Source organism: Bradyrhizobium sp. 482_C4_N1_8, from assembly GCF_052075965.1.
GTDB lineage: Bacteria > Pseudomonadota > Alphaproteobacteria > Rhizobiales > Xanthobacteraceae > Bradyrhizobium > Bradyrhizobium barranii.
In genome coordinates this window covers 433,558-449,533 of sequence record NZ_CP197231.1, presented here as the reverse complement: position 1 = coordinate 449,533, position 15,976 = coordinate 433,558, and the positions used below count along the sequence as shown (strand labels likewise).

At 64.8% G+C, this 15,976-nt stretch carries 13 protein-coding genes; 4 read left to right on the top strand and 9 right to left on the bottom strand.

Going from position 1 to position 15,976, the window contains the following annotated elements:
- Positions 1-94: 94 nt before the first annotated feature.
- From AB7Z56_RS02115 to AB7Z56_RS02080, 8 genes are all read right to left on the bottom strand, one after another.
- Positions 95-3,064 (bottom strand): 2-oxoglutarate dehydrogenase E1 component, encoded by a 2,970-nt coding sequence (locus AB7Z56_RS02115; protein ID WP_063980415.1) that lies wholly within the window; start codon positions 3,062-3,064, stop codon positions 95-97.
- 137 nt (positions 3,065-3,201) lie between these two features.
- The gene (gene sucD, locus AB7Z56_RS02110) at positions 3,202-4,086 is read right to left on the bottom strand and encodes a succinate--CoA ligase subunit alpha (RefSeq protein ID WP_025575976.1); all 885 of its coding nucleotides are present in this window, start codon (positions 4,084-4,086) and stop codon (positions 3,202-3,204) included.
- A 33-nt stretch (positions 4,087-4,119) separates the two neighbouring features.
- Positions 4,120-4,599: a DUF1579 family protein gene (locus tag AB7Z56_RS02105; protein WP_063980414.1), complete on the bottom strand. Its 480-nt coding sequence runs from the start codon at positions 4,597-4,599 to the stop codon at positions 4,120-4,122.
- Positions 4,600-4,603: 4 nt separating this feature from the next.
- Positions 4,604-5,800, bottom strand: a complete 1,197-nt coding sequence (sucC, locus tag AB7Z56_RS02100) for an ADP-forming succinate--CoA ligase subunit beta (protein WP_063980413.1) — start codon at positions 5,798-5,800, stop codon at positions 4,604-4,606.
- Positions 5,801-6,005: 205 nt separating this feature from the next.
- Positions 6,006-6,974: a malate dehydrogenase gene (mdh, locus tag AB7Z56_RS02095; RefSeq protein WP_063980412.1), complete on the bottom strand. Its 969-nt coding sequence runs from the start codon at positions 6,972-6,974 to the stop codon at positions 6,006-6,008.
- A gap of 264 nt (positions 6,975-7,238) precedes the next feature.
- On the bottom strand, positions 7,239-8,423 hold the full coding sequence (zapE, locus tag AB7Z56_RS02090) for a cell division protein ZapE (protein WP_063980411.1): 1,185 nt from the start codon (positions 8,421-8,423) through the stop codon (positions 7,239-7,241).
- 240 nt (positions 8,424-8,663) lie between these two features.
- Positions 8,664-9,200, bottom strand: coding sequence for an RNA 2',3'-cyclic phosphodiesterase (gene thpR / locus AB7Z56_RS02085; RefSeq protein WP_063985994.1), 537 nt, complete (start codon positions 9,198-9,200; stop codon positions 8,664-8,666).
- Positions 9,201-9,374: 174 nt separating this feature from the next.
- Positions 9,375-10,010, bottom strand: coding sequence for an arylesterase (locus AB7Z56_RS02080; protein ID WP_063985993.1), 636 nt, complete (start codon positions 10,008-10,010; stop codon positions 9,375-9,377).
- Between the two features lie 55 nt (positions 10,011-10,065).
- On the opposite strand from AB7Z56_RS02080, the gene AB7Z56_RS02075 reads away from it, so the two are divergent.
- The 4 genes from AB7Z56_RS02075 (at position 10,066) to AB7Z56_RS02060 (ending at position 15,248) form a co-directional block, all read left to right on the top strand.
- On the top strand, positions 10,066-10,788 hold the full coding sequence (locus AB7Z56_RS02075) for an ABC transporter ATP-binding protein (protein ID WP_063980410.1): 723 nt from the start codon (positions 10,066-10,068) through the stop codon (positions 10,786-10,788).
- Positions 10,785-13,355, top strand: a complete 2,571-nt coding sequence (locus AB7Z56_RS02070) for an ABC transporter permease (protein WP_063980409.1) — start codon at positions 10,785-10,787, stop codon at positions 13,353-13,355. The genes AB7Z56_RS02075 and AB7Z56_RS02070 overlap by 4 nt, the downstream gene beginning before the upstream one ends.
- 270 nt (positions 13,356-13,625) lie before the next feature.
- Positions 13,626-14,417 (top strand): Bax inhibitor-1/YccA family protein, encoded by a 792-nt coding sequence (locus AB7Z56_RS02065; RefSeq protein ID WP_014490629.1) that lies wholly within the window; start codon positions 13,626-13,628, stop codon positions 14,415-14,417.
- 303 nt (positions 14,418-14,720) lie between these two features.
- Positions 14,721-15,248: a GNAT family N-acetyltransferase gene (locus tag AB7Z56_RS02060; protein WP_063980408.1), complete on the top strand. Its 528-nt coding sequence runs from the start codon at positions 14,721-14,723 to the stop codon at positions 15,246-15,248.
- Between the two features lie 148 nt (positions 15,249-15,396).
- On the opposite strand, the gene AB7Z56_RS02055 is transcribed toward AB7Z56_RS02060, so the two are convergent.
- Positions 15,397-15,768 (bottom strand): DUF2794 domain-containing protein, encoded by a 372-nt coding sequence (locus AB7Z56_RS02055; protein ID WP_063980407.1) that lies wholly within the window; start codon positions 15,766-15,768, stop codon positions 15,397-15,399.
- Positions 15,769-15,976: the final 208 nt, after the last annotated feature.

Below are 15,976 nucleotides of genomic sequence, written 5' to 3'. Positions count from 1 at the left end.
GACGTTCGTATTCTGCACGGACGCCGCGGCGTACTGGTGCCCCGCTCCAGTGCGCGATTGCGCACGAGGCGGGGCATGACGCAGTTCAGAAAGATCAGCTCAGTGCTTCGTCCAGGAACGCCTTCAACTGCGCCTGATGCTTGGACATCAGACCAGTGGCGGTCGCGGCGGAAGCGGCGCGGCCGACATAACGCGGACGCCGGCTCACACCGTGCACCTGGTTCAGCACCCATTCCAGATAGGGCTCGATGAAGTGCCAGGCGCCCATGTTGCGGGGCTCTTCCTGGCACCACACCACTTCAGCCTTCTTGAAGCGCGACAGCTCGGCCACCAGCGCCTTCAGCGGCACCGGATAAAGCTGCTCGACGCGCATCAGGTAGATGTCGTCGATGCCGCGCTTCTCGCGCTCCTCGTAGAGGTCGTAATAGACCTTGCCGGAGCAGAGCACGATGCGGCGGACCTTCTCGTCGGGGACGAGCTTGATCGCCTCGTTCGGCAGCATCTGGGCGTCATCATAGAGGATGCGGTGGAAGGTCGTTCCCTTCGCGAGCTCCTCGAGGCGCGACACCGCCCGCTTGTGGCGCAGCAGCGACTTCGGCGTCATCAGGATCAGCGGCTTGCGGATCTCGCGATGAAGCTGGCGACGCAGCACGTGGAAGTAGTTCGCCGGCGTGGTCGGGTAGACCACCTGCATGTTGTCTTCGGCGCACATCTGCAGATAACGCTCCAGACGCGCCGAGGAGTGCTCCGGTCCCTGGCCCTCATAGCCGTGCGGCAAGAGGCAGACGAGGCCGGACATGCGCAGCCATTTGCGTTCGCCCGAGGAGATGAACTGGTCGAACACGACCTGCGCACCGTTGGCGAAGTCGCCGAACTGGGCTTCCCACAGGGTCAGCGTGTTCGGCTCGGCGAGCGAGTAGCCGTATTCGAAGCCGAGCACGGCTTCTTCCGACAGCAGCGAGTTGATGACCTCGTAATGGCCCTGCTCGTGGCCGAGATGGTTGAACGGCGTGTAGCGGCTCTCGTCTTCCTGGTCGATCAGGACCGAATGGCGCTGCGAGAAGGTGCCACGCTCGGAATCCTGGCCCGACAGGCGGACATGGTGGTTCTCGTTGAGCAGCGTGCAGAACGCCAGTGCTTCACCGGTCGCCCAATCGATGCCGGCGCCGGTGTCGATTGCCTTGGCGCGATTGTCGAGGAAGCGCTGGATGGTGCGGTGGACGCGGAAGCCATCCGGCACCTTGGTGATCTTGCGGCCGATTTCCTTCAGCTCGGCGGTGTCGACGCCGGTGACGCCGCGGCGCGCATCCTCTTCCTGGTCGGCGATCTTGAAGCCGGACCACTTGCCATCGAGCCAGTCGGCCTTGTTCGGCTTGTAGGAGGTGCCGGCCTCGAACTCGGCGTCGAGCCGCGCGCGCCAATCGGCCTTGGCCTTGTCGACCTCGCCCTCGGTCATCACGCCTTCGCTGATCAGGCGGCGGGCGTAGAGCTCGAGCGTCGACGGATGGGCCGCGATCCTCTTGTACATCACCGGTTGGGTGAAAGCCGGCTCGTCGCCTTCGTTATGGCCATGCCTGCGGTAGCAGAACATGTCGATGACGACGGGCTTGTGGAATTTCTGCCGGAATTCGGTCGCGACCTTGGCCGCGAAAACCACTGCTTCCGGATCGTCGCCGTTCACGTGGAAGATCGGCGCGTCGATCATCTTCGCCACATCCGACGGATAGGGCGACGAGCGCGAGTAGCGCGGATAGGTGGTGAAGCCGATCTGGTTGTTGACGATGAAGTGCACGGAGCCGCCGGTGCGGTAGCCCTTCAGGTCAGACAGGCCGAAGCATTCCGCGACCACGCCCTGGCCGGCGAACGCCGCGTCGCCATGCATCAGGAGCGGCATCACCGAGATGCGCTGGTCCGGCGGATCGCCGTGCTGGTCCTGCTTGGCGCGGACCTTGCCGAGCACCACGGGATCGACGATCTCGAGATGCGAGGGGTTGGCGGTCAGCGACAGATGGATGCGGTTGCCGTCGAACTCGCGGTCCGAGGAGGCGCCGAGGTGATATTTGACGTCGCCGGAGCCTTCGACAGCATCAGGGTTGGCCGAGCCGCCCTTGAATTCATGGAACAGGGCGCGGTGCGCCTTGCCCATCACCTGGGTCAGCACGTTGAGGCGGCCGCGATGCGGCATGCCGAGCACGACTTCCTTCACGCCGAGATTGCCGCCGCGCTTGATGATCTGCTCGAGCGCGGGAATCAGCGATTCACCGCCGTCGAGGCCGAAGCGCTTGGTGCCGGTGAACTTGGTGTCGCAGAACTTCTCGAAGCCTTCGGCTTCGACCAGCTTCGTCAGGATGGCGCGCCGGCCTTCGCGGGTGAACGAGATTTCCTTGTCCGGCCCCTCGATGCGCTCCTGGATCCACGCCTTCTGCGCGGCGTTGCTGATGTGCATGAACTCGACGCCGAGCGTCTGGCAGTAGGTGCGCTCGCAGATCGCGGTGATCTCGCGCAGCGTGGCGTATTCGAGACCGAGCACGTGATCGAGGAAGATCTTGCGGTCGAAATCGGCTTCGCTGAAGCCGTAGGTGCGCGGATCGAGCTCTTCGCGGTTGCGCGGGGCTTCGATGCCGAGCGGATCGAGCTTGGCGTGGAAGTGGCCGCGCATGCGGTAGGAGCGGATCAGCATCAGCGCGCGGACCGAGTCGCGCGTGGCCTGGAGCAGGTCGGCGGACGAGAAATCAGCGCCCTTGTTGCCCGCCTGGGCCTGCGCCTTGGCGGCGATCTTGGCACCGACCGCCTTCTCGACCTGGGCCCAGTTGCCGTCGAGGGCGGAGGTGAGGTCGTCCTGCGGGGTCAGCGGCCAGTTGGCGCGCTCCCAGGACGGGCCTTCGGCATTCTTGCTGATATCGCCGGGCTGGTCGTTGAGGCTCTTGAAGAACTCCTGCCACTCGGCGTCGACCGAGGACGGGTCCTTCTCGTAGCGGGCGTAGATTTCGTCGATGTAGGTGGCGTTGGTGCCCTGCAAAAAGGAAGAGAGGGCAAAGGCTGCGTTCGCGTCCTGGCGAGACATGCTTAAGTTCCTGGCGATTTCGGTTCGCGCATAACAAACGGCGCTGGCGCTGAGCTCCCCGGCAGAGGCCCAGCGCGACAGGCACCATTTATCCTATTTGCTACGAAACTTCGCCCGGAAAAGTACGAAGAAGTGAATTAGCCTTTCAACTTTTCGGCAAGCGTGTGGCCGAGGCGGGCGGGAGACGGAGACACTGTAATCCCAGCCGATTTCATCGCATCGGTCTTGGAACCGGCGTCGCCCTTGCCGCCGGAGATGATCGCGCCGGCATGGCCCATGCGGCGGCCGGGAGGCGCGGTGACACCGGCAATGAAACCGACCATCGGCTTCTTGCGGCCGCGCTTGGCCTCGTCCTTGAGGAACTGGGCGGCGTCTTCCTCGGCGGAACCGCCGATCTCGCCGATCATGATGATCGATTCGGTCTTGGGGTCGGCGAGCAGCATTTCCAGCACGTCGATGAACTCGGTGCCCTTGACCGGGTCGCCGCCGATGCCGACCGCGGTGGTCTGGCCGAGGCCTTCCTGCGAGGTCTGGAACACGGCTTCATAGGTCAGCGTGCCGGAGCGGGAGACGATGCCGACGCTGCCGGTCTTGAAGATGTTGGCGGGCATAATGCCGATCTTGCACTCGCCGGCGGTCATGACGCCCGGGCAGTTCGGCCCGATCAGGCGCGACTTGGAACCGGCCAGCGAGCGCTTCACGCGCACCATGTCGATAACAGGAATGCCTTCGGTGATGCAGACGATCAGCGGGATCTCCGCGTCGATGGCTTCGCAGATCGCATCGGCCGCGCCCGGCGGCGGCACGTAGATCACCGACGCATCGGCACCGGTCTTCTCACGCGCCTCGCGCACCGTGTCGAACACCGGCAGGCCCAGATGCGTGGCGCCGCCTTTGCCCGGCGAGGTGCCGCCGACCATCTTGGTGCCGTAGGCGAGCGCGGCCTCCGAGTGGAAGGTGCCGTTCTTGCCGGTGAAGCCCTGGCAGATGACCTTGGTGTTCTTGTCGATCAGGATGGACATGAGGTCTGCTTTCGCGAACTAACGAGTGAGAGGTCAGTGGATGCGGCGGTAGATGCCGGTGAGCACGTCGGCCCAGCCTTCCGCGTCCGGCGAGAACTGGATCTTCAACGAGTAGGAATTGTCGTCGATGATTTCGTAGACGTGGCGCGCATTGCCGCGGAGCGAGCCGCGCACCAGCGTCAGGGTCTTGCCGACCCAGCCGCCGGAGGCGGGCGAGGGCGGCGTATAGCCGAGCGAGTCGTACCAGAACAATTTGTAGGTCCGGTCCTCACGATCGTAGGTGAAGAGGCCGTGGGTGGCGAAGACCTGCTTGCCGTCGCGGATCTGGACAGCATCTTGGATCAGGTAGAATCCGTTCAGGTCCATGCGCGCGACGACATGCGAAGTTGCCGGCCCACCCTCCGTCCAGCGTGACGGGAAGACCACCTCTTCGCCATTCCATTCGCCGGCGAACGCGGCGAGGCGCGTGTGCTCTGCAAGCGGAGATGATGCGGCGAGATGGTCCTGGGTCATGGCCTCAGCCTCCCTTGACGGCCTTCACGATCTTCTGCGCGGCGTCGTCGAGATTGTCGGCCGGCACCACGTTCAGGCCGGATTCACGGATGATCTTCTTGCCGAGCTCGACATTGGTGCCTTCGAGGCGAACCACCAGCGGCACGCTGAGGCCGACCTCGCGCACGGCGGCCGTGACGCCCTCGGCGATCACGTCGCACTTCATGATCCCACCGAAGATGTTGACCAGGATGCCCTTCACGTTGGGATCGGCGGTGATGATCTTGAAGGCGGCCGCAACCTTCTCCTTGCTGGCGCTGCCGCCGACGTCGAGGAAGTTCGCCGGCGCCATGCCGTAGAGCTTGATGATGTCCATCGTCGCCATGGCGAGGCCGGCGCCGTTGACCATGCAGCCGATGTTACCGTCGAGGGTGACGTAGTTGAGATCGTATTTCGACGCCTCGATTTCCTTGGCGTCTTCCTCGGTCTCGTCGCGTAGCGCGAGCACCTCGGGATGACGGAACAGCGCGTTGTCGTCGAACGACACCTTGGCGTCGAGCACGCGGAGCTGGCCCTGCTTGGTCACGACCAGCGGGTTGATCTCCAGCATCGACATGTCCTTGGCGACGAAGGCGGTGTAGAGCTGCGCGGTGAGCTTTTCGGCCTGCTTGGCGAGATCGCCGGACAGCTTCAGCGCGTTCGCAACGGTGCGGCCGTGATGGCCCATGATGCCGGTCGCGGGATCGATCGAGAAGGTGACGATCTTCTCGGGCGTGTTGTGCGCGACGTCCTCGATGTTGACGCCGCCTTCGGTCGACACCACGAAGGAGACGCGGGAGGTCTCGCGGTCGACCAGGAGCGAGAGATAGAATTCCTTGTCGATGTCGGAGCCGTCCTCGATATAGAGGCGGTTGACCTGCTTGCCGGCGGGGCCGGTCTGGATCGTCACGAGGGTCGCGCCCAGCATCTGCTTGGCGAATTCGGTGACCTCAGCGGCCGACTTGGCGATGCGGACGCCGCCCTTGTCGCCGGCCGAGGCTTCCTTGAACTTGCCCTTGCCGCGGCCACCAGCGTGGATCTGGCTCTTCACCACCCAGACCGGGCCCGGGAGGGCCTTGGCGGCAGCTTCCGCGTCCGCGGGCTTCAGGACGGGGACGCCCTTTGAGATCGCGACGCCGAACTCGTTCAGCAGCGCCTTGGCCTGATATTCATGGATATTCATATGGTCGCTCCCTGAACCCGCGGGCGGTGACCTCTAGGGCCCACCTCAGTCTTGTGGCTGGCATACCATATACCACAGGAACTGCAACCCGGATTCTTTGACATCGAGATCTCTGGACTGCCGAACCGGGCGCCGCCCGACGCGGGGCCCGGAAATGAAACCGCCGAAGACCGGTTTTTCGATCTTCGGCGGGGATTGCTCTCGCTTAGCGGCCGAGAAGATCGGGTGCGATCTTCTTGCAGGCATCGACCAGGCCCTGTACGGCGCCGACCGACTTGTCGAACGCCTCGCGGTCCTTGCCGGTGAGCTCGATCTCGACGACGCGCTCGACACCCTTGGCGCCGATCACGACGGGCACACCGACATACATGTCCTTCACGCCGTATTCGCCGTTGAGGTAGGCGGCGCTGGCCAGCACGCGCTTCTTGTCCCGCAGATAGCTCTCGGCCATCGCGATCGCGGAAGCAGCAGGCGCGTAGAAGGCCGAGCCGGTCTTGAGCAGATTGACGATCTCGGCGCCGCCGTTGCGGGTGCGGTCGACGATCTCGTCGAGGCGCGCCTGCGAGGTCCAGCCCATCTTGACGAGGTCGGGCAGCGGAATGCCGGCGACGGTGGAGTACTTCACCAGCGGCACCATGGTGTCGCCGTGTCCGCCGAGCACGAAGGCGGTGACGTCCTCGACCGAGACGTTGAACTCGTCGGCCAGGAAGTAGCGGAAGCGCGAGGAATCCAGCACGCCGGCCATGCCGACGACCTTCTTGTGCGGCAGGCCCGAAGCCTTCTGCAGCGCCCACACCATCGCGTCGAGCGGGTTGGTGATGCAGATGACGAAGGCGTCGGGGGCGTATTTCTTGATGCCGGCGCCGACCTGCTCCATGACCTTCAGGTTGATGGAGAGGAGATCGTCGCGGCTCATGCCGGGCTTGCGCGGCACGCCGGCGGTGACGATGCAGACTTTGGCGTTGTCGAGGGCTTCGTACGAATTGGCGCCGGTGTAGTGCGCGTCAAAACCGTCGACCGGCGAGGACTGGGCGATGTCGAGCGCCTTGCCCTGCGGCACGCCCTCGGCGATGTCGAACATCACCACGTCGCCCAGTTCTTTCAGGCCGATGAGATGAGCCAGCGTTCCGCCGATCTGACCGGAGCCAATCAAAGCAATCTTGTCGCGCGCCATGTGAACCTGTCCTTTAGACACGTTAAGGAGGGGAAAACTGAGACGGGTGGTTATCCCTTTCGCTCCCCCCGTTCAAGTCGGTGGATGCCCAATTGTCGGGCTTGGCGAACATTGAAGCGCATCCCTGTCATTCCGGGGCGCGACGAAAGTCGCGAGCTACGATGCGCAATTGCGCATCTGAGAATCCATAACCACCAGCGGGAGTATGGATTCCGGGCTCGTCGCTTTGCGACGCCCCGGAATGACAGCGCTGGCAAATAGGACTTAAGTCTCCACCAGACCCTTGGTGGAGCCGCTGGCGGTGGAATCCTTGCGGCCGTGAGGCAGCGCCAGATAGGATTCCGAGCTCATCTCGATCAGGCGCGAGGCCGTCCGCTTGAACTCCATGGCCTCGTTGCCCTCGTGGGCGAGGTAGAGCGAGATCGGATTGGCATCGGCCGAGGCCATCAGCTTCACGGCATTGTCATAGAGCGTATCGATCAGCGTGATGAAACGCTTGGCGGCGTTGCGCTGGGAAAAATCCATCACTGGAATATGGTCGACCAGGATGGTGTGATAGTCGTGCGCGAGGCGGAGGTAGTCGGACGCGCCGAGCGGTTTTTCGCAGAGATCCGCAAATCCGAACCGCGCCACGCCATGGGCCGAGCACGGCACGTGCAGGATGCGGCCCTTGAACGAAATATCGCGCGACTTGCATTTGGCGCCGCCGGTCATCTTCGACCAGGCGCGGTCGAGGGCTGCGTCCGCGTCGCCGTCGGCCGGCGTCAGCCACATCGGCACGCCCTGAAGCTTTTCCAGGCGGAAATCCGTGCGCGCATCGAGCCGCAACACGTCCATGTGGTCGGTGATCTGCTTGATGAAGGGCAGGAACAGCGAACGGTTCAGGCCGCCCTTGTAGAGATCGTCGGGTGCGACGTTGGAGGTCGCGACCACCACGGTGCCGAGCTCGAACAGCTTTGCGAACAGGCGGCCGAGGATCATCGCGTCCGCGATGTCGGTGACGTGGAATTCGTCGAAGCAAAGCAGCCAGCTTTCCTCAAAGATCGCGTTCGCGGTCAGCGTGATGACGTCGCCATCGGCGATCTCGCCGCGCGAGATGCCCTGGCGATAATCGTAGATGCGCTCATGCGCTTCCGCCATGAACTCGTGGAAATGCGCGCGGCGCTTGTGCTCGACGGTACTGTGCTGGAAGAACAGGTCCATCAGCATGGTCTTGCCGCGGCCGACTTCGCCATGGACGTAGAGCCCGCGCGGCGCCTCGTCCTTGTCGCCGCTGAACAAACGGCTGAGCAGGCCCTGCTTGCGCTGCGGCTTGTAGTTCGCGAGCCGTTGGTCGAGCGCCGCATAGGCTTCGGCGATGTCGGCCTGCGCAGCATCGGGCTCGATCGCGCCGGACGCGATCTGGGCCTGGTATGCCTCGCGGAATGAGGAACTGGGGGTGGAGAGCATGGCTCTTTACCGCCAGAGATGCGCGGAAATTGCAAGCCGTGAATTGGTGGGCGGGGTATGCGTTCCGCGTCCCGGACGCGCTACGGGAAGCAGTGACGGTGCGCAGAGCGGGGACCCACTATTTCGTACATCCATCGTGGAGCGATGGGCCCCGGCCCAGCAGCGCACCGCCGTAGCGTGTCGAAGACGCGCGTAAACGCGCTGATGGCGCTGCGCCGCGTCCGGGGCACGAGAGCGGTGCTACTCACACAGCTCGTAGGCGTCCTCGACCACATAGGGGCCGCCGCCGGTCGATGCGCGGGACGAGAACAAGACAAACCGTTCGGCCATGAACGCCTTGCTCGGGAAGTAACCGCGCAGCGAGAGATAGTCGGCGACGTCGCGGTCGGACGCGTCGTGCAGCCGGGCCAGCGTGACATGCGGGGTGAACTTGCGCCCCTCAGGGTCGAGGCCGATCCGCTGCATCATGCGTTCGAGCTCGGCCTGCAATTCCATCAGCGGCTTGCTCGGCGCGATGGTCGCGACCACCGCGCGCGGCTTGCGGCCGCCGAAGCTCATGAGCCCCTGCACCTTCACCTCGAAGGGCTTGCGATCAACGCGAAACAGCATCGATGCGATCTCGTTGGCGGACATGCCGTCGATATCGCCGATGAAGCGCAGGGTAACGTGATAATTTTCGGGATCGATCCAGCGGGCGCCGGGAAGGCCGCCCCGCAAATTGGAAAGCGTCTGGCCGATCTCGGCCGGAATTTCCAGACCTGTGAACAAACGCGGCATCGTTTCGCACTCCCGATGCTTGGGCATGATCCCTGGGAAGGATCATATCCAAATTGTAGAGCCGGCGACGAATCACCGGTACCCTGATTCCTATCGCAGTTGTGTGACTCTGCGAAGCATCGCGCGCCTCACCCCGGTAAAACCCTGGGAATTACGGTTAGCGCTGCCCGCTTTTCAGCGGCGCTGCTCGCTTATGTTGCGCAAAAATGCCTCCACGGTGGGCATGATGTTGTTAACGATAATGTCGACGCCGGCCGCGGTCGGATGAATGCCGTCGGCCTGGTTGAGCTTGGCGTCGGCCGCGACACCGTCGAGGAAGAACGGATAGAGCGGCACGTCGAATTTTTTCGCAAGATCCGGATAAATCGAATTGAAGCGCGCGGCGTATTCCGCGCCGTAATTCGGCGGCGCCAGCATGCCGCACAGCATCACCGCGATCTTGCGTGCCTTCAATCGCTGGACGATGTCGGTCAGCGCAGTACGCGTCAAATCGGGGTCGATGCCGCGCAGCGCGTCGTTGGCGCCGAGCTCGATGATCACGCCGTCGGTTCCGTCCGGGACCGACCAGTCGAGCCGGTCACGGCCGCCGGACGAGGTATCTCCGGACACGCCCGCATTGGTCATCTCGACCGCTATGCCTTTGGCCTGCAAGGCTTTTTGAAGTTTTGTGGGGAATGCGTCCTGGGCCGGGAGGCCGAGGCCAGCGCTCAGGGAATCGCCGAGAACGACCAGCTTGACCGGCTTTGCCGCTTCGGCCCATGCCGGATCCGCCACCGTCATCAAAGCGATCATCAACACGGCTATGTGCATGAAGAATCCGTAACGCCTCTCGACCGCGTATGCGGAGTTGCCATATGACCGGACCATGGACAGTCGCATCGAAACCTCTTCGCTCGCCGGCACCGCGCCGGACACCATCGCCATCTCCAACGTCAATCTTTCATTGGGTACGGGCGCGGCACGCGTTCACATCCTCAAGGATATCAGCCTGCGGGTCGCCTCGGGCGAGACGATCGGCCTGATCGGCCCGTCAGGCTCGGGCAAATCCACGCTGCTGATGGTGATGGCGGGGCTGGAGCGTCCTGATAGCGGAGAGGTGGTGGTGTCAGGCACGCCTTTCAATGCCCTCGACGAGGACGCGCTGGCCCGCTTCCGCGGCCGCCAGGTCGGCATCGTCTTCCAGTCCTTCCATCTGATCCCGACCATGACGGCGCTCGAGAACGTCGCCGTGCCGCTCGAACTCGCCGGCAACCCTGACGCTGCAAGACGCGCGGCGCAGGAGCTGCAATCGGTCGGGCTTGGCGATCGCCTGCATCACTATCCGACGCAGCTGTCCGGCGGCGAGCAGCAGCGCGTCGCGCTCGCCCGCGCGCTGGCGCCCGATCCCGCCATCCTCGTCGCGGACGAGCCGACCGGCAATCTCGACGAGGCCACCGGAAAACAAATCGTCGATCTTCTGTTCACCAAACATGCCGAGCGCGGCATGACGCTGGTGCTGGTCACGCACGATTCCTCGCTCGCGCAGCGCTGCGATCGCGTGATCCGCCTGCGCTCCGGCCGCATCGACACCCAGTCTGCACCGGCATGAGCATCGCGGCCGAACCGTTCGCGAAGCCCAACGGCGTCGCGCTGTCGCTGCGCTACGCGCTGCGTGAATTGCGCGGAGGCCTGCGCGGCTTCTATGTCTTCATCGCCTGCATCGCGCTCGGCGTGATGGCCATCGCCGGCGTCGGCTCGGTCTCGGCGAGCCTGAGCGACGGTCTCGCGCGCGAGGGCCGTACGTTGCTCGGCGGCGACGTCTCCTTCGTGCTGTTCCAGCGCGAGGCGAAGCCCGAGGAGGTCTCCTTCCTGCGCTCGCGCGGCACCGTCTCCACCGCCGCGACCTTGCGCGGCATGGCGCGCGCCGCCGACGGCCAGCTCGCGCTGGTCGAGATGAAGGCGGTCGACGACACCTATCCGATGCTGGGTCAGCTGACGCTGGCGCCGCCGCTGCCGATGTCCGACCTGCTCGCGGAGCGCGACGGCGCGTTCGGTGCCGCCGCCGATCCGACGCTGCTGGCGCGGCTGTCGCTGAAGACCGGCGACCGCGTCACCATCGGAAGCGCAACGTTCCAGATCCGCAGCACCGTCGAAGCCGAGCCCGACAAGCTCGCCGGCGGCATCGGTTTCGGGCCGCGCTTCCTGATCAGCGAGGCGGGTCTGCGCGCCACCGGCCTGATCCAGCCCGGCAGCCTGGTGCGCTGGGTGTACCGGGTGAAGCTGCCTGATACCGGCAACAGCGAGCGCGCCACCGACGCCTTCATCGCGGACGCGCGCAACGCCGCGCCGCAGGCCGGCTGGGAGATCCGCAGCCGCTCCAATGCCTCGCCGCAGCTCGAGCGCAACATCAACCGCTTCACGCAATTCTTGACGCTGGTCGGCCTCGCCGCGCTCCTGGTCGGCGGCGTCGGCGTCGCCAATGCCGTCAAGAGCCATATCGACCGCCGGCTCGAGGTCATCGCGGCCTTCAAGGCGGTCGGCGCCACCGGCCGCGACGTGTTCGGCATCTATCTGGCGCAGGTCCTCCTGCTGGCGGGAATTGGCTCGGTGATCGGCCTTGCGCTCGGCGCCGCCATGCCGTTCGCCATCGTCGGCCTGTTCGGAAAACTGCTGCCGCTGCCGGTGGTGCCGGCCGTGCATGCCGACGAGCTCGCGCTGTCCTTCGTCTATGGCCTGCTCACGGCGCTCGCCTTCGGCCTGTGGCCGCTCGGGCGCGTGCACGACGTGCCAGTCGCCGCGCTGTTCCGCGACACCATCAGCTCCGAATGGCACCGGCCGCGCTGGAGCTATGTCGTGTTCATGGCCGTCGTGATCGCGCTGCTGATCGCGGTCGTGATTGGATTGTCCTTCGACAAGCGCATCGCCGCGGTGTTCGTGGCCTCCTCCGTCGTCGTATTCGCCCTGCTCCGCGGCATCGCCGCCCTGCTGATGACGATCGCGCGCCGGCTGCCGCGCACGCGCCTGCCGATGCTGCGGCTGGCGATCGCCAACATCCACCGGCCCGGCGCGCTGACGCCCTCCGTCGTGCTGTCGCTCGGGCTCGGGCTCGCCGTGCTCGTCACCATCACCCAGATCGACGGCAATCTGCGCCGGCAGTTCCTTGCGGCCCTCCCCGAGCACGCGCCGTCGTTCTTCTTCATCGACATCCCGAGCACGCAGGCCGAGCAGTTCGACGGCTATCTGCGCCGGATCGCGCCGGGCGCAAAGGTCGAGGACGTGCCGATGCTGCGCGGCCGCATCGTCGCCGCGCGCGGCGTGCGTGCCGAGGACCTCAAGCCCACCACCGATTCCGAATGGGTGCTGCAAAGCGACCGCGGCCTGACCTATACCGCCGAATTGCCGAAGGGTTCCAAGGTGGTCGAGGGCGAATGGTGGAGCGCCGACTATTCCGGCCCGCTGCTGGTCTCGATGGAGAAGAAGATCGCCGACGGGCTCGGTCTCAAGCTCGGCGACGAGATCGTGGTCAACGTGCTCGGCCGCGACATCCCGGCCAAAATCGGCAATCTGCGCACCATCGACTGGCAGGGCATGGGCATCAATTTCGTGCTGGTGTTCTCGCCCAATGCCTTCAAGGGCGCGCCCCACACCCATATCGCGACGCTGACTGAGGCCGGCGGCACTGCGGCCGGCGACGGCAAGATCATCAGGCAAGTCGCCGACACCTATCCGATGGTGACGAGCGTGCGCGTGCGCGAGGTGATGGAGACGGTCGGCTCGGTCGTGACCAATCTGGCGCTGGCGATCCGCGGCGCCAGCGCGGTGACCCTGATCTCGGCGATCCTGGTGCTGGGCGGCGCGCTCGCCGCCGGCCACCGCCACCGGGTCTACGATGCGGTGATCCTCAAGACCCTCGGCGCGACCCGGCTGCGGCTGCTCGGCGCCTACGCCCTCGAATACCTGCTGATCGGACTTGCCACCGCGGTGTTCGGCGTGATCGCCGGCAGCGTCGCGGCCTGGATGATCGTGACGCGGCTGATGACGCTGAGTTTCGTCTGGCAGGCCGGCAGCGCGGCCGGCGTGGTCGCGGCGGCCCTGGTCGTCACGGTCGGACTTGGGCTCGCTGGGACGCTGCTGGCATTGAACAAAAAGCCCGCCACGGTGTTGCGGAATTTGTGACAAATGGTAGCGGGCGACCCCGCGATGTCGGAATCGCACGATTCCAGCGATTAACCACGTCTGCTCGCCAGGATTGCGGGCGAGGGCGACATTCAGCCGCGCGTGGACGGTTGCAGCGAATGTGTTAGTTTCCCACATATCCAATGGGTTCGGACCCCCGATTATGAGCCAGAATTTAGTCGGCACAGATCGGTATCCGAGATAGAATTTGACGAACCGGCGGCATGGCGACCCTCATGCCGGACCGGGCTAACCAACGGGAATTCGACCATGTCGGACCTAGACCGTAACTACGCTTCTCCTTTCGGCAGGGCCGCCGGGCGTGTTGACGCCGCGACGGTCGATGCCGGCCTGCGCGCCTATATGCTGCGCATCTACAATTACATGAGCATCGGCCTCGCCATCACCGGCCTGGCCGCGCTCGGCGTCTATATGGCCGCCGTGACCGACGTTCCGACCCCGGAGGCCGTCCGCGTCGGCAAGCTGTTCCTGACGCCGTTCGGCTACGCGATGTTCGTCAGCCCCCTGAAGTGGCTGTTCATGCTCGCGCCACTCGCGATGGTGTTCGTGATCTCGGCGGGCATCAACCGTCTCGCCCCCTCGACCGCGCAGATCCTGTTCTGGGTGTTCGCGGCGCTGATGGGCATCTCGCTGTCCTCGATCTTCCTGGTGTTCACGCACACCTCGATCGTGCGGGTGTTCTTCATCACCGCGGCCACGTTTGGCGCACTGAGCCTCTACGGCTACACCACCAAGCGTGATCTGACCGGGATGGGCTCGTTCCTGTTCATGGGCCTGATCGGCATCATCATCGCGAGCCTGGTCAACCTGTTCCTGGCGAGCACGATGCTGCAGTTCATCGTCTCGGTGGTGGGCGTGCTGGTGTTCGCGGGCCTCACCGCCTGGGATACCCAGCGGCTGAAGAACGACTACATCTACGGCTACGCCTCGGCCGGCGGTGACATCGCAGAGCGTGCGGCCATCACCGGCGCACTGTCGCTGTACCTGAACTTCATCAACCTGTTCACGCTGCTCCTGCAGCTCCTTGGCCAGCGCGACTAAGCGCTTCGACGAGAGAACGGATACGAACCCCGGCCGAGAGGCCGGGGTTTTTGTTTGGGCCGGGATGCGCGACGCCCCCCCGCTTGTCATCGCCCGCCTTGTGCGCAATTGCGCACTGGGGCGGGCGATCCAGTACGCCGCAGCGGCTCGGTTCTAGCCGCGCTGTCTCGGAGTACTGGATGCCCCCCTGCGCGGGGCATGACAGCGGAGAAGATTGGAGGGCTGCTGCGCTGGCAATGACGGAGCATGGGGAAGCGGCGTTGCCCCTTCCAGTGACCGCGGGAAGGCTCTAATCTCGCCGCCATGTCCGCACCTGAGATCAGGCCCGCCATTGAGGCCGACCTTCCCGCCATCACCGCCATCTACAAGCAGGCCGTCCGCGAGGGCACCGCGACATTCGAGCTGGCGCCGCCGGATCTGGCCGAGATGACGCGCCGCTACCGCGCGCTGATCGACGGCGGCTATCCCTATTTCGTCGCCATCCTCGATCGTAGCGTCGCCGGCTATGCCTATGCCGGCGCCTACCGACCGCGGCCGGCCTACCGCTTCACGGTCGAGAACTCGATCTATCTCGATCCCGCGTTCCACCGCCGCGGCATCGGCTCATTGCTGCTGGACCGGCTGATCGCTGAATGCGAGGCGCGCGGCTTCCGCCAGATGATCGCGGTGATCGGCGATTCCGCCAATGCCGGCTCGATCGGCGTGCACACGCGCGGCGGTTTCAAGATGATCGGCACGCATCCCAATGTTGGCCTGAAATTCGGCCGCTGGCTCGACACGGTGATGATGCAGCGGGATCTGGGCGAGGGCGCGAGTACGGTGCCGAAATAACCTCGGTCTCGTAGGGTGGGCAAAGCGACTTGTCCGCCGTAGCTCGGAGAGCGAAGGCGGAAGCGTGCCCAGCATGCCCGGTGATTGAGGAAAGATGGTGGGCACGGCGCGGTGCGCCTTTGCCCACACTACGGCACCGTCCGTAAGGCTAAACCACCGCCAATTTTCGATCGATCACCAGCAGCACGCGCTCGAGCTCGTGGCCGCGGCGCAGGATCAGGCCGGTCGCCGAGATCACGCTGTACATGCCCTGCTTGCGCGCCAGCCGCGGGTCCTTCTCGATGCGATAGATCGGCACCTCCGAGGCGCGGCGGAAGACCGAGAACACCGCGCGGTCCTTCAGGAAGTCGATGGCATAGTCGCGCCACTCGCCGTCGGCGACCATGCGGCCGTACAGGTTGAGGATGCGGTTCAGTTCCAGCCGGTTGAATGTCACCCGGTTGGGTTGGGCATTCGCAGCGGTGGGGCGCGCCACGGCGCGCTGCTCGCTCGGATCGGCATCCTCCGGCGTCAGACTCATCGAGCGCCTCCTCATCTCGCGGCATGATCGCATCCGCGAAGGACCGTCCCCGGAACCGCGGATCATGACAATTGCATGATCGCGCCAACTGTTCCCCGCCGCAAGGGGCTCTTCACTCAACTGATTGAATCGGGTGCGAATCGGAGCACACGCAGGAGTGGAATTCTGTCGCGGCAAACCGTCACGGGATCGTTAGAAGGAATCTTGA